Origin of the sequence: Streptomyces sp. R44 (genome assembly GCF_041053105.1) — a bacterium.
Lineage (GTDB): Bacteria > Actinomycetota > Actinomycetes > Streptomycetales > Streptomycetaceae > Streptomyces.
Genome location: NZ_CP163444.1, coordinates 5808933 through 5826389, shown reverse-complemented (window position 1 = coordinate 5826389; position 17457 = coordinate 5808933). Strand labels below are relative to the sequence as shown.

At 70.3% G+C, this 17457-nt stretch carries 17 protein-coding genes; all 17 read right to left on the bottom strand.

The window, feature by feature from the left end; translation table 11 throughout:
- Positions 1 to 75: 75 nt before the first annotated feature.
- A complete protein-coding gene (locus AB5J54_RS27285) occupies positions 76 to 891 on the bottom strand; it encodes a F0F1 ATP synthase subunit delta (protein ID WP_369146541.1) in 816 nt (271 codons plus the stop codon).
- Positions 888 to 1433: a F0F1 ATP synthase subunit B gene (locus AB5J54_RS27280; RefSeq protein WP_369146539.1), complete on the bottom strand. Its 546-nt coding sequence runs from the start codon at positions 1431 to 1433 to the stop codon at positions 888 to 890. Before AB5J54_RS27280 ends, AB5J54_RS27285 begins: the two co-directional genes overlap by 4 nt.
- A gap of 41 nt (positions 1434 to 1474) precedes the next feature.
- The gene (gene atpE / locus AB5J54_RS27275) at positions 1475 to 1741 is read right to left on the bottom strand and encodes an ATP synthase F0 subunit C (RefSeq protein WP_024761915.1); all 267 of its coding nucleotides are present in this window, start codon (positions 1739 to 1741) and stop codon (positions 1475 to 1477) included.
- Between the two features lie 92 nt (positions 1742 to 1833).
- Positions 1834 to 2643, bottom strand: coding sequence for a F0F1 ATP synthase subunit A (gene atpB / locus AB5J54_RS27270; RefSeq protein ID WP_369146538.1), 810 nt, complete (start codon positions 2641 to 2643; stop codon positions 1834 to 1836).
- Positions 2644 to 2868: 225 nt separating this feature from the next.
- Positions 2869 to 3282 (bottom strand): hypothetical protein, encoded by a 414-nt coding sequence (locus tag AB5J54_RS27265; protein ID WP_369146537.1) that lies wholly within the window; start codon positions 3280 to 3282, stop codon positions 2869 to 2871.
- A 264-nt stretch (positions 3283 to 3546) separates the two neighbouring features.
- Positions 3547 to 4869: an MraY family glycosyltransferase gene (locus AB5J54_RS27260; RefSeq protein WP_369146536.1), complete on the bottom strand. Its 1323-nt coding sequence runs from the start codon at positions 4867 to 4869 to the stop codon at positions 3547 to 3549.
- A 107-nt stretch (positions 4870 to 4976) separates the two neighbouring features.
- Positions 4977 to 6224 carry a serine hydroxymethyltransferase gene (glyA, locus tag AB5J54_RS27255; protein WP_369146535.1) on the bottom strand — a complete coding sequence of 416 codons (1248 nt, stop codon included), beginning with the start codon at positions 6222 to 6224 and terminating at the stop codon, positions 4977 to 4979.
- 112 nt (positions 6225 to 6336) lie between these two features.
- The gene (locus AB5J54_RS27250; RefSeq protein ID WP_369146534.1) at positions 6337 to 6984 is read right to left on the bottom strand and encodes a protein-tyrosine-phosphatase; all 648 of its coding nucleotides are present in this window, start codon (positions 6982 to 6984) and stop codon (positions 6337 to 6339) included.
- Positions 6981 to 7628, bottom strand: a complete 648-nt coding sequence (locus AB5J54_RS27245) for an L-threonylcarbamoyladenylate synthase (protein WP_369146533.1) — start codon at positions 7626 to 7628, stop codon at positions 6981 to 6983. Before AB5J54_RS27245 ends, AB5J54_RS27250 begins: the two co-directional genes overlap by 4 nt.
- A 34-nt stretch (positions 7629 to 7662) precedes the next feature.
- Positions 7663 to 8508: a peptide chain release factor N(5)-glutamine methyltransferase gene (prmC, locus tag AB5J54_RS27240; protein ID WP_369146532.1), complete on the bottom strand. Its 846-nt coding sequence runs from the start codon at positions 8506 to 8508 to the stop codon at positions 7663 to 7665.
- 65 nt (positions 8509 to 8573) lie between these two features.
- Positions 8574 to 9650, bottom strand: coding sequence for a peptide chain release factor 1 (prfA, locus tag AB5J54_RS27235; protein WP_369146531.1), 1077 nt, complete (start codon positions 9648 to 9650; stop codon positions 8574 to 8576).
- 96 nt (positions 9651 to 9746) lie between these two features.
- Positions 9747 to 9965, bottom strand: coding sequence for a 50S ribosomal protein L31 (gene rpmE, locus AB5J54_RS27230; RefSeq protein WP_030321069.1), 219 nt, complete (start codon positions 9963 to 9965; stop codon positions 9747 to 9749).
- A 134-nt stretch (positions 9966 to 10099) separates the two neighbouring features.
- On the bottom strand, positions 10100 to 11194 hold the full coding sequence (locus AB5J54_RS27225; protein ID WP_369146530.1) for an LCP family protein: 1095 nt from the start codon (positions 11192 to 11194) through the stop codon (positions 10100 to 10102).
- Between the two features lie 216 nt (positions 11195 to 11410).
- A complete protein-coding gene (gene rho, locus AB5J54_RS27220) occupies positions 11411 to 13471 on the bottom strand; it encodes a transcription termination factor Rho (protein ID WP_369146529.1) in 2061 nt (686 codons plus the stop codon).
- A gap of 385 nt (positions 13472 to 13856) precedes the next feature.
- Positions 13857 to 14774, bottom strand: a complete 918-nt coding sequence (gene thrB, locus AB5J54_RS27215) for a homoserine kinase (RefSeq protein WP_369146528.1) — start codon at positions 14772 to 14774, stop codon at positions 13857 to 13859.
- A gap of 291 nt (positions 14775 to 15065) precedes the next feature.
- Positions 15066 to 16136 (bottom strand): threonine synthase, encoded by a 1071-nt coding sequence (gene thrC, locus AB5J54_RS27210; protein WP_369146527.1) that lies wholly within the window; start codon positions 16134 to 16136, stop codon positions 15066 to 15068.
- Between the two features lie 6 nt (positions 16137 to 16142).
- Entirely contained in the window at positions 16143 to 17435 is a 1293-nt protein-coding gene (locus AB5J54_RS27205; protein ID WP_369146526.1) for a homoserine dehydrogenase, read from the bottom strand.
- Positions 17436 to 17457: the final 22 nt, after the last annotated feature.

Below are 17457 nucleotides of genomic sequence, written 5' to 3'. Positions count from 1 at the left end.
CAATCTCTGCACGGCCCAACCGGGCCGCTGGTGATGCTGTGTTGCTGTGCTGCTGGTGCTGCTGTGGTCGCTGCGTCAGCCGGCCAGTCGACGGGTCGCCTCGCCGAGGCGCTCCGCGATGGAACCGTCGATGACCTCGTCGCCGACCCGCACCGTGATCCCGCCGAGGACCGAGGGGTCCACGTCCAGGTTCAGGTGCATCTCGCGGCCGTACAGCTTCGCCAGGACGGCACCGAGGCGCTGCTTCTGCCGGTCCGACAGCGGCACCGCCGAGGTGACGACGGCGACCATCCGGTCCCGGCGCGCCGCGGCGAGCTTGGACAGGGACTCGAGTCCCGCTTCCAGGCTACGTCCCCGGGGCTGGGTCACCAGACGGACGACCAGACGCTCGGTGGTCGCGTGGGCCTTGCCGCCGAGCAGGCTGCGGAGCAGCGTGCCCTTCGCGGTGGCCGTGGCGGCCTTGTCCGTCAGCGCCGAGCGCAGCTCGTTGCTGGAGGACACGATCCGGCCGAACCGGAACAGCTCGTCCTCGACGTCGTCCAGAGCGCCCGCCTTCTGCGCCGCGGTGAGGTCGGCGGTGTTCGCCAGCTCCTCGGTCGCGTCGACCAGGTCACGCGAGCGCGACCAGCGGGAACGGACCATGCCCGAGACCAGGTCGACGGTCTCGCCGCCCACCTGTCCACGCAGGAGTCGCTGCGCGAGCTCGGCCTTGGCCTCACCCGCCTGCGCGGGGTCGGTCAGGACCCGGCGCAGCGACACCTCGCGGTCGAGCAGCACGGTGACTGCGGCCAGCTCGTCCGCGAGCTTCGTCGCGTCGACCGGGGTGTTGTCGGTCAGCGCGTCGAGGGACTCACGGGCGGCGGCCAGTGCCTCGCGGCTCGCTCCGTTCATCGGACAGCCTCGGCCTTCTCCTCGAGCTCGTCGAGGAAGCGGTCGATGGTGCGGCTCTGGCGGGCGGCGTCCTCGAGGGACTCGCCGACCAGCTTGCCGGCCAGGTCGGTGGCGAGCTTGCCCACGTCCTGACGCAGCGACGCGGACGCGGCCTTGCGGTCGGCCTCGATCTGCGTGTGGCCGGCCGCGATGATCTCCTCGCGCTGGCGCTGGCCTTCCGCCTTCATCTCCTGGATGATCGCGGTGCCCTGCTCCGTCGCCTCCTGGCGAAGACGCGCGGCCTCGTGGCGGGCCTCGGCGAGCTGGGCCTTGTACTGCTCCAGCACACTCTGAGCCTCGATCTGGGCCGACTCGGCCTTCTCGATGCCACCCTCGATGGCCTCGCGACGCTCTTCCAGAACCTTGTTGATGTTCGGGAGGAGCTTCTTGGCGAGGAAGCCGAAGACGATGACGAAGGCGATCAGGCCGATGACGAGCTCGTCGAGATGCGGGATCAGAGGAGGCTGAGGCTCCTCCGCTGCCGCAAGAAGCAGAGCGTTCACATCAGTGCCTTCCGTAAAAAGAATCTGGCAGTCGGTCCGGCTTACTGGTAGACGAAGCCCATGACGATGCCGATGAGGGCGAGCGCCTCACAGAAGGCGAAGCCCATGATCTGGTTGGTACGGATGAGACCGGCGGCCTCGGGCTGGCGGGCGAGCGCCTGCGTACCGTTACCGAAGATGATGCCGACGCCGACGCCGGGGCCGATCGCGGCGAGGCCGTAACCGATCGAGGCGACGTTGCCGACGACGTTGGTCTTGGCGCTGCCACCTTCGGCGGCAAGGTTGATCATGTCGAGAGCAGCGGACATGCCGATACTTCCTTCTCTGTTCAATGACCCGATGGGGGTTGGCCACCGGACGACTGATGGTTTCGGGGGTGGAGCTACGGGGCCTTGACGGCTCAGTGGTGCTCGGAGAGCGCGCCCTGGACGTAGCTGCAGGCCAGGAGGACGAAGACGTACGCCTGGACGGCCTGGATGAAGAGCTCGAAGGCCGTCATCACGAGGACCATCACGAACGAGGCGCCGGCGTAGACGAAGCCCAGGCCGTTCATGAGGTACCAGGTGGCCAGCGAGAACATCACGATCAGCAGGTGACCGGCGAACATGTTCGCGAACAGTCGCACCGCGTGCGTGAAGGGCCGGATCAGGAGGTTCGAGAAGAACTCGAGGACGACGACCATCGGGAGGATGGCACCGAGGGACTTGTCGTAACCGACGATGTTCTTCCAGCCGCCCACGAAGCCGTGCTTCTTGAAGGTGAGCGAGATCCACATGACGTACACGATCAGCGCGAGACCGGCCGGGAAGGCGATCAGCGAGGTGACCGGGAACTGGGCGAGCGGAATGATCGACCAGAGGTTCATGATCCAGACGAAGAAGAACAGCGACACCATGAAGGGGACGTACTTCTCGCCGTCCTTCTTGCCGATGATCTCGTAGACGATGCCGCGGCGCACGAAGTCGTAACCGGCCTCGCCGACCATCTGCATCTTGCCGGGGATCAGCTTGGGCTTGTTGAAGGCGGCCCAGAAGAACCCGACGACCACGATGGAGCCCAGCAGAGCAAGCAGCATCGGCTTGGTGATCTCGATGCCGGCCACCGTGGCGATGGGCTCGTACATGAACGTGTGCAGGCCCGGCGCCGGGAAGCCACATCCAGAGAAGATGTGGCAATCCGGGTCGAAGGCAAGCGTCTGGTCAGCACTCACCGCGGGCTCCTTCAGCGTGGCGCATAGGTACGGCAACCTCGTTGTGTCGGCGCGGCGCGCAGCCGCGGGTCGGCACTGGACTGGTCTTACGGATAAGGGGGCGGCGGTTCGGCATCGAGCCTCTCGCTGGGACAGGCGCCGTTTCGGATGCCCGCGTCCGCAGTGCCGCAGTTGGCACCGGACGATAGCAGGAAGCCGAACGCGGCTTTATCCCGGCCCTACCCTTCACGACTTGGACCCCGTGTTTCCGGGGTCGATGTACGTGATCTTGGCCTTCATGTAGGCCCGGGCCTGTGCGGCGACCCACACCACGGTCGTCGCGAGCAGCGTGAAGGCGAAGGCCTTGAAGTCGAACAGCGTCGTGTTCTTCAGCAAGGCCAGGAAGATGAAGAGCACCAGCAGCTGGGCCGTGTAGAGCATCAGCCCCATGGCCTGGAAGAGGTGCGGAAGCGACTTCGCCGTCCGCTGGAGAACCAGCTGCCCGATCCCCATGAAGAGGATGACCACCAGGGTGCCGACAACGGCACCGAGCGCACCCTTGCCCCCGGCGACCACCCCGCTGATGACCGTGGCGATGGCGCCGACGGCTGCGGTGGGTACGGCGGTGTGCAGAAGGATGCGTGCGTCGTTCGACGGCATGGCGGTGTCTCCGCTTGCTCTGGAGGGGGCGATGGTGTCGTCATGGACGAGCGTAAGCCCGGTCCGAGGTGGGTCTCGGGGCCAACAGACCGTCGCACTACGGTCTTTCGGCACTGTCGCCGGGTCTCGTGAACCGTATCACAAACTATTTGAATAGGTCTTTACCCATAAGGTGTGCCAACGGTCACACATGAGAGTGACCCTGCGCGTGTGTGCGCGACAGCGGGGCACCTTGTCTGCTATTGACCCCGGATGGGGCTTTCGTCAACCGCGCGCCCCGGCCTTACTCCTGTCGGTGAAGCGCGAACGGTGACCGATGGCGGTCGCCCCGTTGACCCCGGCCGGCACCGGCTCCCGCTCCTCCTCGACCTCTTCCGGCACAGCGGCCCCGGCGGCCTCCGCCGGCACGACGGCCGGCTTGCGGCGGCGGTAGCGGGGCGGCACGACGGACTGGGCCCAGCGGGGGGCGCGCGGCGTGAACCGCGGCAGCAGGAGCAGCACCAGGCCGATCGCGCTCAGCGCGACGACCCCGAGGACGATCCACATCGACGTCGAGTGGACCGAGTAGGCCAGCGTGCCGAAGGCGATGAGCGCCGACCAGAAGTACATGATCAGCACCGCGCGGCTGTGCGAGTGCCCGATCTCCAGGAGCCGGTGGTGGAGGTGACCCCGGTCGGCCGCGAAGGGCGACTGGCCCTTCCAGGTGCGGCGCACGATCGCGAGGACCAGGTCGGCCATCGGGATGGCGATGATCGTCAGCGGCAGCACGAGCGGGATGAAGACGGGCAGGGCGGCGTGCGTGGCCTGCCGGGTCGAGCCCTCGAAGATCTTCAGCGCGTCGGGGTCGACCTGGCCGGTGATCGAGATGGCGGAGGCCGCGAGGATCAGGCCGATCAGCATCGAGCCGGAGTCGCCCATGAAGATCCGCGCCGGGTGCATGTTGTGCGGCAGGAAGCCCAGGCACATGCCCATGAGGATGGCGGCGAAGAGGGTCGCGGGGGCGGCCGCCTCGATCGTGTAGCCGTACCAGAGGCGGTACGCGTACAGGAAGAAGGCCGCGGCGGCGATGCAGACCATGCCGGCGGCGAGCCCGTCGAGGCCGTCGACGAAGTTCACGGCGTTGATGGTGAGGACCACCAGGGCGACCGTCAGGAGCGTGCCCTGCCACGGGGTGAGGGCGACCGTGCCGACACCGGGGATCGGCAGCCACAGGATCGTCAGACCCTGCGCGACCATCACGCCCGCCGAGATCATCTGCGCGCCCAGCTTGATGAGCGCGTCCAGCTCGAACTTGTCGTCGAGGACACCGATCAGCCAGATCAGGGCGGCGCCGGAGAGCAGCGCGCGGGGCTCGTTGGACTGCTCGAAGACGCTGTTCAGGTTCTGCAGGTGGTCGGCGACGAGGAGTCCCGCGCACAGCCCGAAGAACATGGCGATGCCACCGAGCCGCGGAGTCGGTTCTCGGTGCACGTCGCGGGCGCGGATCTCCGGCATCGCGCCGGTCGCGATGGCGAACTTCCGCACCGGACCGGTGAGCAGATAGGTCACCGCGGCCGTGACACAGAGCGTCAGCAGGTAATCACGCACGGGCTGCCCCACAGGAATCGCTGGCCATCTCAGCCCCACACCCTAGCCGTGCCGTCCATGTGCTTGGAGACACCTGGGCCTCCCGAACGGTTGCGCTCGGCCTGCGGTCAGGGCCCATACGGGGGAAATCGGGAGGTCAGCTCCCTTACTTCCGCCCGTACCCGGGCCGTCTCTCCGGGGTCGTCGCGCAACGCGACGGTGAACAGTGCGGCAATTCTCGCCATCTCCGGGGCGCCCATGCCCTGCGTGGTGACGGCGGCGGTGCCGAGCCGGATCCCGCGCACCTCCCCGTACGGAAGGGCGCAGGTGTCGAGCACCATGCCCGCGGCGGCCAGCCGGGCGCGGGCGGTGCGTCCGTCGACGCCGAGCGGGGCGGGGTCGGCGGTGATGAGGTGCGTGTCCGTGCCGCCGGTGGTCAGCGCGAAGCCCTCGGCGGCGAGGGCGGCGGCGAGGACCCTGGCGTGTTCGACCACCTGATGGGCGTACGCGGTGAACGCCGGGGTGGACGCCTCGCCGAAGGCCACCGCCTTCGCGGCGATCGTGTGCATCTGGGCGCCGCCCTGGGTGAACGGGAACACCGCCCGGTCGATCCGCCCCGCGAGCTCCTCGCCGCACAGGATCATTCCGCCGCGCGGTCCGCGCAGCACCTTGTGCGTCGTCGCGCAGACGACGTCGGCGTACGGGACGGGGCTGGGGGCCGCTCCCCCGGCGACGAGGCCGATGGGATGGGCGGCGTCGGCGATCAGATAGGCCCCGACCTCGTCGGCGATCTCCCGGAAGATCGCGTAGTCGAGGTGGCGGGGATAGGAGATCGACCCGCAGACGATCGCCTTGGGACGGTGGTGCCGGGCGAGGGCGGCGACCTGCTCGTAGTCGACGAGCCCGGTCTCGGCGTCGACGCCGTAGGGCACGAAGTCGAACCAGCGGCCGGAGAAATTGGCGGGCGACCCGTGCGTGAGGTGCCCGCCGTGCCCCAGCCCCATGGCCAGAACCGTGTCACCGGGCCTGAGAAGGGCCGCGTACGCCGCCAGGACGGCCGAGGAGCCGGAGTGGGACTGCACGTTCGCGTGGTCGGCTCCGAAGAGCGCCGTGGCCCGCTCGACGGCGATCCGCTCGACGGCGTCGGCGAACTCGCAGCCGCCGTGGTGCCGGGCACCGGGATACCCCTCGGCGTACTTGTTGGCGAGCGGCGAGCCGAGCGCGGCGAGCACCGCGGGCGACGTGAAGTTCTCGGCCGCGATCAGCTGCAGACTGTCGGACTGCCGCCGCGTCTCACCGAGCAGCACATCGGCGACCTCGGGGTCCTGCCGGCGCAGGACGTCGAGTTCCTCATCGGGGGGCGCGGTGACCGGCATGCCACCAATGTAGGCGCGCCCCCGCACCCCCGCCTGTCAGCGCCTGGCACGGACACCCGTCAGAGCCGTGGCCACGGGGGCCTCGCGGGCAGCGGACGGGGCACCGGGCCGCTCAGCGACGGGCCGAGACGCCCGTCAGGGCCGTCACCACCGGGTCCAGCGCCTCGTTGATCTCGTCACCGATCGAACGGAAGAAGGTGATCGGCGCTCCGTACGGGTCGTTGACCTCGTCGGCGTCCAGTGAGGGGGCCAGGAGCCACCCGCGTAGAGCCGCTGCCGCGCGGACCAGGGCGCGGGCGCGTTCCACCATGCCCTCGGCGCGCGGGTCCGGCAGGGTCGCCGGGTCGATCGCGCGGACCAGACGGGTGAACTCCTTCAGGGTGAAGGTGCGCAGACCCGCCGAGTGGCCCATCGAGATGACCTGCGCCCGGTGGTCGCGGGTCGCCGTCAGGACGAGGTCGGCGCGGATGACGTGCTCGTCGAGGAGCTCGCGGCCCACGAAGCCGCTGTAGTCCGCGCCGAAGTCGGCGAGGACCAGTTCGGCGTTGGTCTCCATGGGGGCGCCCTCGTGGCCCCACGTGCCCGCGCTCTCCACGATGAGGCCGCCGCCGAGGGGGTCGCCGAGGCGGTCGCTCAGGGCATGGCGGGTCAGCCGCTCGGTGATCGGCGAGCGGCAGACGTTGCCGGTGCTGACGTGGAGGATGCGGAAGGTGTCGCTGTCTTCGTGCCCCGCTATGCCACGCCCCTCAGGGGCGGTCAACTGGCCACCTCGAGGTCGGGTACGACCTTCCGGAGCTCCTCCGGGGAGAGCGAGCCCTCGCGCAGCAGCACCGGCACCTTGCCCGTGACGTCGACGATGGACGAGGGGACGATGCCGGGCGTCGGGCCGCCGTCGAGGTAGACGGAGACGGAGTCGCCGAGCATGCCCTGCGCCGCGTCGCAGTCCTCCGGCGCCGGGTGGCCGATGAGGTTGGCCGAGGTGACGGCCATCGGGCCGACCTCGGTGAGCAGTTCGATCGCGACCGGGTGCAGCGGCATCCGGATGGCGACGGTGCCCCGGCTGTCGCCGAGGTCCCACTGCAGGGACGGCTGGTGCTTGGCGACGAGGGTGAGCGCGCCGGGCCAGAAGGCGTCGACGAGCTCCCAGGCCTGCTCGGAGAAGTCGGTGACCAGGCCGTGGAGGGTGTTCGGGGAGCCGATGAGCACGGGCGTGGGCGTGTTGCGGCCGCGGCCCTTGGCGGCGAGCAGGTCGCCGACGGCCTCGCTGCTGAAGGCGTCCGCCCCGATCCCGTACACGGTGTCGGTGGGAAGCACGACCAGCTCGCCCCGGCGGACGGCGGACGCGGCCTCGCGCAGACCGGTCACGCGGTCGGTCGACTCGTTGCAGTCGTATCGCCGTGCCATCAGTTCCCGTCCTCCTCGTACACGTCGTGCTTGCTCATGGCATCGCCTTGCGGGCGGTCGCGAACCGCGGCCGGTTGTTCAGGTCGGGGTGGTCGGCGGCGTCGACCCAGCCGGCCTCCTCGTTGAAGATCCACGGCACCTGGCCGCCCTGGGTGTCCGCGTGCTCGACGACGACGAGGCCGCCGGGGCGGAGGAGACGGTGCGCCGTGCGCTCCAGACCGCGGATGAAGTCGAGGCCGTCCTCGCCGGAGAAGAGCGCCATCTCCGGGTCGTGGTCGCGGGCCTCGGGCGCCACGTACTCCCACTCGGTGAGCGGGATGTACGGCGGGTTGGAGACGACCAGGTCGACCTGGCCGTCGAGCTCCGGCAGCGAGGTGAGCGCGTCGCCCTCGTGCAGCGTGACGCGGGAGCCCTCGACGTTCTTGCGGGTCCACGCCAGCGCGTCCTCGGACAGCTCGACGGCGTGGACGCGCGAGCGCGGCACCTCCTGGGCGAGCGCGAGGGCGATCGCCCCGGAGCCGGTGCACAGGTCGACGACGAGCGGTTCGACGACGTCCATGGCGCGTACGGCGTCTATGGCCCAGCCGACGACCGACTCGGTCTCCGGGCGGGGCACGAAGACGCCGGGCCCCACCTGGAGCTCCAGGTAGCGGAAGAACGCCCGGCCGGTGATGTGCTGGAGCGGCTCGCGGGCCTCTCGGCGGGCGACGGCCTCCCAGTAGCGGGCGTCGAAGTCCGCGTCCTTGACGCTGTGCAGCTCCCCCCGCTTGACGCCGTGCACGAACGCGGCGAGCTCCTCGGCGTCGAAACGCGGTGAGGGAACGCCGGCGTCGGCCAGCCGCTGGGTGGCCTGGGCCACCTCGGCAAGCAGCAGGTTCACGCTGGTCCTCCGTGGTGCGGGGTGGGGCTTGAGGGGGGCCTTACGCTGCGGCGGGTTCGCCCGCCTTACGCTGCGGCGAGCTTCGCCGCCGAGTCGGCGTCGACGCAGGCCTGGATCATGGTGTCCAGATCGCCGTCGAGCACCTGGTCCAGGTTGTACGCCTTGAAGCCGACGCGGTGGTCGGAGATCCGGTTCTCCGGGAAGTTGTACGTACGGATCTTCTCGGACCGGTCGACGGTGCGGACCTGGCTGCGGCGGGCGTCGGCGGCCTCGGCCTCGGCCTTCTCCTGGGCGGCGGCGAGGAGCCGGGAGCGCAGGATGCGCATGGCCTGCTCCTTGTTCTGGAGCTGGCTCTTCTCGTTCTGGCAGGAGGCGACGATGCCGGTCGGCAGGTGCGTGATGCGGACGGCGGAGTCGGTGGTGTTGACCGACTGGCCGCCGGGGCCGGACGAACGGTAGACGTCGATGCGCAGGTCGTTGGCGTGGATCTCGACGTCGACCTCCTCGGCCTCGGGCGTGACGAGCACGCCGGCGGCGGAGGTGTGGATGCGGCCGGCGGACTCGGTGGCGGGCACGCGCTGGACGCGGTGCACCCCGCCCTCGTACTTGAGCCGGGCCCAGACGCCCTGGCCGGGCTCGGTGGCGCCGTTGCCGCCCTTGGTCTTCACGGCGACCTGGACGTCCTTGTAGCCGCCGAGCTCGGACTCGGTGGCGTCGATGATCTCGGTCTTCCAGCCGACGCGCTCGGCGTACCGCAGGTACATCCGGAGGAGGTCGCCGGCGAAGAGCGCGGACTCGTCGCCGCCTGCGCCCGCCTTGATCTCCAGGATGACGTCCTTGTCGTCGCTCGGGTCGCGCGGGACGAGGAGCAGGCGGAGCTTGTCGGTGAGCTCCTCGCGCTGCTTCTCGAGCTCCTTGACCTCGGCGGCGAAGTCGGGGTCGTCGTGCATCAGCTCGCGCGCCGTCTCGATGTCGTCACCGGTCTGCTTCCAGGAGCGGTAGGTGGCGACGATCGGGGTCAGCTCGGCGTAGCGCTTGTTGAGCTTGCGCGCGTTCGCCTGATCGGCGTGGACCGAAGGGTCCGCGAGCTTCGTCTCGAGGTCGGCGTGCTCGCCGACCAGTTCCTCGACCGCCTCGAACATCGGGGGCTCCTGGGGTTTTCGTCAGTTGCTACGGGACGGCAAAGCGCCGGTCCCGGCCACCCGCGCGGGGCGACCGTGGACCGGCGCAGGGGCTCGCTACTTGGCGGAGCCGGCCTTGCCGAAGCGGGCCTCGAAGCGGGCCACGCGGCCACCGGTGTCGAGGATCTTCTGCTTGCCCGTGTAGAACGGGTGGCACTCGGAGCAGACCTCGGCACGGATGGTGCCCTCGGTCAGGGTGCTACGAGTGGTGAACGACGCGCCACAGGTGCAGCTGACCTGCGTCTCGACGTACTCGGGGTGGATTTCGCGCTTCAAGGTGTCTCCTAGTTTCGGGAGGGCGCCGGGTCGCCGCCGCGGGTTGCGGACAGCGTGAACCGGGGCCGACGTACCAGTCTGCCAGGACCGGCCGCATCTCCCAAAACGGGGGTCGGTCCCGAGGTATTCCCGGGTCACTTCACGAGGCCGCCGGCCTTGCCGGTGGCGGTGTCCTCCGTGGCCGACGCGGGGATCGGCAGGTCGCCCTTGAGGGCCTTCCAGACCTGTGCGGACTGGGCTTCGAGGGGCACGACGCGGTTGGGGTCCCGGGGGTCGTACTCGACGGGCAGGGTGACCATGTGGATGTTCTGGGCGCCGATGCCGGAGAGCCCCTTGGCGAAGCCCATCAGCTCCTGGACCGAGTCGAGCTCGGAGTCGGGCGTGATGGCCTTGGTGGCGGCGTCGGCGAGCCCGTACAGCTTCGTCGGATCGGTGAGGACGCCGACGTCCTTGACCTGGTTCACGAAGGCCTTCATGAAGGCCTGCTGGAGCTGGATGCGGCCGAGGTCGCTGCCGTCGCCGACGCTCTTGCGGGTACGGACGAGGCCGAGGGACTGCTCGCCGTCGAGGGTGTGCGTGCCCGGGGCGAGGTCGAGGTGGCTCTTGGAGTCCTTGATGGCCTGCGTGGTGGTGATCTCGACGCCGCCGAGTTCGTCGATGAGCTTCTTGAAGCCGGTGAAGTCGACCTCGATGTAGTGGTCCATGCGGATGCCGGACATCGACTCGACGGTCTTGACGGCGCAGGCGGGGCCGCCGACCTCGTACGCGGTGTTGAACATGGCCCGCCGCTCGCCGGCGACGGCCGTCCCCTTCGCGTCGGTGCAGGAGGGCCGGTCTATGAGGGTGTCGCGGGGTATGGAGACCACGCTCGCCCTCTTGTGGCCCTCGTAGACGTGCACGACCATCGCGGTGTCGGAGCGGGCGCCGCCCTCGTCCTTGCCGTAGGCGCCGTTGTCGCCGGAGCGGGAGTCGGAGCCGAGGACGAGGATGTCGACGGAGCCGTTGTCGACGTTCTGGGGGCGTTCGGTGCCGAGCTGGGCGTTGATGTCGACGCCCTTGAGGTTGCCGTCGAGCTTGACGTACACGTAGCCGAGTCCGGCGCCGCCGAGGACGAGGACCGCGACGGCCCCCGATATCAGGATCGGCGCCTTGCGCCGCTTGGCGGGCGGCCTGCGGCGTCGGCCGCTGCCCGCGCCGCGTGCGCGGCCGGTCTTGCTCTGCTCGGTCATCGTCTTCCCTCGGCCCTCGAATGCCTTCTGTGACGCCCTCGGATTCACCTTCTGTGACGGCGAAGCACCCGAAAGGGTTGCATACGGACCTATGAGGTTTGAGCGGACACAGCACTGCGCCCACCGTGCGGACACGGTGGGCGCAGTGGTTCACGCAGGTCACGACGGGGTTACGGGCCCGGGGCCCGGCTCTCGTCGTGTGACGCAGCTCTCGCGTCAGTCGTTGTTGCCGCCCGGCGTCGTCTTCTGGATCTGGAGCAGGAACTCGCCGTTCGACTTGGTCTGCTTCATCTTGTCGAGCAGCAGCTCGATCGCCTGCTGCTGGTCGAGCGCGTGGAGCACGCGACGCAGCTTCCAGGTGACGGCGAGCTCGTCGCTGCCGAGGAGGATCTCCTCCTTGCGCGTGCCCGAGGCGTCGACGTCGACGGCCGGGAAGATGCGCTTGTCGGCGAGCTTGCGGTCGAGCTTGAGCTCCATGTTGCCGGTGCCCTTGAACTCCTCGAAGATCACCTCGTCCATCCGCGAGCCGGTGTCGACCAGCGCGGTGGCCAGGATGGTCAGCGAGCCGCCGTCCTCGATGTTGCGCGCGGCACCGAAGAAGCGCTTCGGCGGGTAGAGCGCGGTCGAGTCGACACCACCGGACAGGATGCGGCCGGAGGCGGGCGCCGCGAGGTTGTACGCGCGGCCCAGACGGGTGATGGAGTCGAGCAGGACGACCACGTCGTGACCCAGCTCCACGAGGCGCTTGGCGCGCTCGATGGCCAGCTCGGCGACGGTGGTGTGGTCCTCGGCCGGACGGTCGAAGGTCGAGGAGATGACCTCGCCCTTGACCGACCGCTGCATGTCGGTGACCTCTTCCGGACGCTCGTCGACCAGGACGACCATCAGGTGGCACTCGGGGTTGTTGTGCGTGATCGCGTTGGCGATCGCCTGCATGATCATGGTCTTGCCGGTCTTCGGCGGGGCCACGATCAGACCGCGCTGACCCTTACCGATCGGCGACACGAGGTCGATGATGCGGGTGGTGAGCACGCCCGGGTCGGTCTCCAGACGGAGCCGGTCCTGGGGGTAGAGCGGGGTCAGCTTGTTGAACTCCGGGCGGCCGCGGCCGGAGTCGGCGGCCATGCCGTTCGCGGAGTCCAGGCGAACGAGCGCGTTGAACTTCTCGCGGCGCTCGCCCTCCTTCGGCTGACGCACGGCACCGGTGACGTGGTCACCCTTGCGCAGGCCGTTCTTGCGGACCTGGGCGAGGGAGACGTACACGTCGTTCGGGCCGGGCAGGTAGCCGGAGGTCCGGATGAACGCGTAGTTGTCGAGGATGTCGAGGATGCCCGCGACGGGGATCAGGACATCGTCGTCGGCGACCTGCGGCTCGCCGGCCTGGAAGTCGTCACGGCCGCGACGGCCACGGCGGTCGCGGTAGCGCCCGCGACGGCCGCGACGGCCGCCCGCCTCGTCGTCGTAGTCGTCCTGCGGGCCGGCCTGCTGGCCACCCTGCTGGCCCTGACCCTGGCCCTGGCCGCCCTGGCGCTGACGCTGGCCGCCCTGGCCACCGCCCTGCTGCTCGTCGCCCTTGCGGTCGCGCTGGCGGTCACGGCGGTCACGGCGGTCGCCGCGCTCCCCGCGCTCGCCCCGCTCGCCGCGGTCGCGGCGGCCGCGGCCCTCGGCGGTGTCGACGGCGGTCTCGGCCTTGGCGTCGGCCTGCGGCTCGGCCTTGACCTCACGGGTCTCGGTACGGGCCTCGGTCTTGACGACCTGGGTGGCCTCGGCCTTCGCCTCGCCCTCCGGGGATCCGGCGGGGGCGGTGGCGCGACGACGGCGGCGCTCACCGGCCGGGGCGTCGTCGGCGGCCGGCTGGCCCGGGATGTCGATCTGCTGCTGGGCGACGGCCTTCTCGGCCTTCTCCGCCTTGGGCGCGGCGGCCTCGGCGGCCTCGTCCGTGCGGGCCTTGGAGGTGGCGCGGCGCTTCGGCTTGGTCTCGGTGGCGTCGGCGGCCTTGGCGGGGGCGGCGGAGCCTCCGGCCTGCGCCTCCTTGATGACCTCGATCAGCTGGCTCTTGCGCATCCGCGCGGTGCCCCTGATGCCGAGGCCGGACGCGACCTGCTGCAGCTCGGCCAGGACCATGCCCTCGAGGCCGGTGCCGGAGCGGCGGCGCCGTGCGGTGCCGGTGGCACCTGCGGCGGGCGCGGCGGTGTCGACACTGTTGTCGGCAGTCACGCCCATCAGATCGGTGGTGTCGCTCACGAAGGGTCCTTCCCTGGAGCGGACGTCGGCCATCTGGCTCGGCGACCGGTTGTGCTGTCCGGCAGGGTCCTGGTTCGTGGACCGTGTCCGGGGCGGTGGTCCCGCCGGGTACGGCGGAGAGAGAACGTGCTGTGGGTCCGGCCCGAGCGCCCCCTGCTCGGCCCTCGGCTCGAAAGAAGAGCGAGGGGTGTCGTGCCGGTTCCGGAGCGTGCTCGAAACTGCTCAGGCAGGCTGCTCAGGCAGTTGGGGAGGCTCCCGGAAGAATGGGTGGTCCCTGATGGGGACACTCCGCACCGCTCCACAAAGAGGTCGGGTGCAGACTTGAGGTTAACACTACCGGCTCCAACAAACATTCCCCCTCTCCCTCACCGGCAATCTCCTGTCCGAGGCGCTGCCCGGCGCCCCGGCCGCCACACGCCTAGGGCGCCAGCGGCAGGACACTCGCTCCGGACGCGTCGAGGTCGAGCCGGTTGGCGGCCCAGCCCTCGCCCGCGAGGCGGGCGACCTTGTCGGCCGTCCCGTGTTCGGCCAGCGCGAGGACCGTGGGGCCCGCGCCGGAGATGACCGCGGGGACGCCGTCCGCGCGCAGCCGGTTCACCAGGGCGATGCTCTCGGGCATCGCGGGGGCCCGGTACTCCTGGTGCAGCCGGTCCTCGGTGGCCGGGAGCAGCAGCTCGGGGCGGCGGGTCAGGGCCTCGACGAGGAGGGCGGCGCGGCCGGCGTTGGCGGCGGCGTCCACGTGCGGGACGGTGCGCGGCAGGAGTCCGCGGGCGGTCTCGGTCAGTACGGGCTTTCCGGGAACGAAAACCACCGGAACGATGGAATCCGAGGGATCCATCCTGATCGCCCGCGCGGCACCGGACTCGGTCCAGGCGAGCGTGAATCCGCCGAGCAGACAGGCGGCGACGTTGTCGGGGTGGCCCTCGATCTCGGTGGCCAGCTCCAGGAGGGCGGCCTCGTCGAGCTTGGCGTCCCCGCCTATGGTCACGGCGCGGGCGGCGACGATGCCGGCGCAGATGGCGGCGGAGGAGGAGCCGAGGCCGCGGCCGTGCGGGATGCGGTTGGCGCAGACGACCTCGAGGCCGCGCGGCTGTCCGCCGAGCAGGTCGAAGGCCGTGCGCAGGGAGCGTACGAGCAGGTGGCTCTCGTCGCGCGGGAGCGTCTCGGCGCCCTCACCGGCGATGTCGACGTGCAGCCCGGAGTCGGCGACCCGGACGACGACGTCGTCGTAGAGCCCCAGCGACAGGCCGAAGGCATCGAAGCCCGGGCCGAGGTTGGCGCTGGTGGCGGGGACGCGCACCCGTACGGCGGCGGCGCGGAACGCTGGACCGGCCATCGCTCGTTGACTCTCCTTGATTGCGAAAACGGTGTTTCAGACAACGGGTACTGCAAGAGAAGCACTCGGGGACCCGGGCCCCTGGGGGCCGTTTCGGCCGCGGGGGCGACAACGGCAACGACACCGCGCATATGCGTCGGGGTGGGTTCGGTACAGCCTATCGAAGGAAGGTTCTGTGGCGACATAGGGCGCACAGGAGGCGCACGATGCGTGTCGCGAGCCATCCTGTGCGCCTATGTAGGTTCCTGATCGGGTTTCACCCGATCAGGAACCGGCGGGCCTTGCTTGTTTTCAGGCCAGACCGAGGCGCTCGGCGGCGGCCGCGGCGTCGACCGGGACGGTGACCGGCTGCGGCGCGCCGGCGACGGCCCAGTCGGGGTCCTTGAGGCCGTTGCCGGTGACGGTGCAGACGATCGTCTGGCCGGGGTCGACCTTGCCCTGCGCGGCGGCCTTCAGCAGACCGGCGACCGAGGCGGCCGAGGCGGGCTCGACGAAGACGCCCTCCTGAGCGGCCAACAGGCGGTAGGCCTGCAGGATCTCACGGTCCGTCACCTCGTCGATGAAGCCGCCCGACTCGTCGCGCGCGGCGATCGCGTAGTCCCACGAGGCCGGGTTGCCGATGCGGATCGCGGTGGCGATCGTCGACGGGTCCTTGACGACCTCGCCGCGCACGAGCGGGGCGGAGCCGGAGGCCTGGAAGCCCCACATGCGCGGGCGGTGGGTGGCGAGACCGTCGGTGGCGTACTCGCGGTACCCCTTCCAGTACGCCGTGATGTTGCCGGCGTTGCCGACGGGCAGCACGTGGATGTCGGGGGCGTCGCCCAGCATGTCCACGATCTCGAACGCGGCGGTCTTCTGGCCCTCGATGCGGACCGGGTTGACCGAATTGACCAGCGCCACCGGGTAGTTCTCGGAGAGGCTGCGGGCCAGGGTCAGGCAGTCGTCGAAGTTGCCGTCGACCTGGAGGATCTTCGCGCCGTGCACGAGGGCCTGGCCCATCTTGCCGAGCGCGATCTTGCCCTGCGGCACGAGGACGGCGGAGACCATCCCGGCGCGCACGGCGTAGGCGGCGGCGGACGCCGAGGTGTTGCCGGTGGACGCGCAGATGACGGCCTGCGCGCCCTCCTCCTTGGCCTTCGTGATGGCCATGGTCATGCCCCGGTCCTTGAAGGAGCCGGTGGGGTTGGCGCCCTCGACCTTGAGGTGCACCTCGCAGCCCGTGCGCTCGGAGAGGACCTGAGCGGGGACGAGCGGCGTGCCGCCCTCACGGAGCGTGACGACCGGCGTCGTGTCCGTGACCGGAAGGCGGTCCCGGTACTCCTCGATGATGCCGCGCCACTGGTGGGTGCCCTTGTGGGTCATGGGTCCTTACTCCCCTTCAACACGCATGATGCTGGCGACACCGCGCACGGTGTCGAGCTTGCGCAGCGCCTCGACGGTCCCGGAGAGGGCGGCGTCGGGCGCGCGGTGGGTGACGACGACGAGGGAGGCCTCGCCGTCCTTGCCCTGCTGGCGCACCGTATCGATGGATACGCCGTGCTCGGCGAAGACCGTCGCGACCTGGGCGAGGACGCCCGGCTTGTCGGCCACGTCGAGGCTGATGTGGTACCGCGTGACGACCTCGCCCATGGAGCTCACGGGCAGTTGGGTGTACGCGGACTCGCCGGGGCCCGTCGCCTCGTTGAGACGGTTGCGGCAGACGGCGACGACGTCGCCGAGCACGGCCGAGGCGGTCGGCGAGCCGCCCGCCCCGGGGCCGTAGAACATGAGCTGCCCGGCGGCCTCCGCCTCGACGAAGACCGCGTTGTACGCCTCGCGGACGGAGGCGAGCGGGTGGCTGAGCGGGATCATCGCGGGGTGCACGCGCGCGGTGACGGACTCGCCGTCGGCGGCCCGCTCGCAGATCGCGAGCAGCTTGATGGTGCAGCCCATCTCCTTGGCGGAGGCGAAGTCGGCGGCGGTCACCTCGGTCATGCCCTCGCGGTAGACGTCGTCGAGGCGCACGCGCGTGTGGAAGGCGATCCCGGCGAGGATGGCGGCCTTGGCGGCGGCGTCGAAGGCCTCGACGTCGGCGGTCGGGTCGGCCTCGGCGTACCCGAGCGCGGTGGCCTCGTCCAGGGCCTCCTGGTAGCCGGCGCCGGTGGAGTCCATCTTGTCGAGGATGAAGTTCGTCGTGCCGTTGACGATGCCCATCACACGGTTGATCTTGTCGCCGGCGAGGGACTCGCGCAGCGGCCGGATGAGCGGAATGGCACCCGCGACGGCGGCCTCGTAATAGAGGTCCTGTCCGTGCTGCTCGGCGGCGGCGTAGAGGCTCGCGCCGTCCTGGGCGAGCAGCGCCTTGTTGGCGGAGACGACGGAGGCGCCGTGCTCGAAGGCGGTGGTGATGAGGGTGCGGGCCGGCTCGATGCCGCCGATGACCTCGACGACGACGTCGATGTCCCCGCGTTTGACGAGGGCGGTCGCGTCGGTGGTGATCAGCTCCGCGGGGACTCCCCCGCGGACCTTGTCGGGCCGGCGGACGGCCACGCCGGCGAGCTCGACCGGCGCGCCGATGCGCGCGGCGAGGTCGTCGGCGTGCGTCGTCATGATGCGCGCCACCTCTGAGCCGACCACTCCACAGCCCAGCAGCGCCACCTTCAGCGGACGCGTACGCATCATCCGACCTCGTTTCTCGTACTAC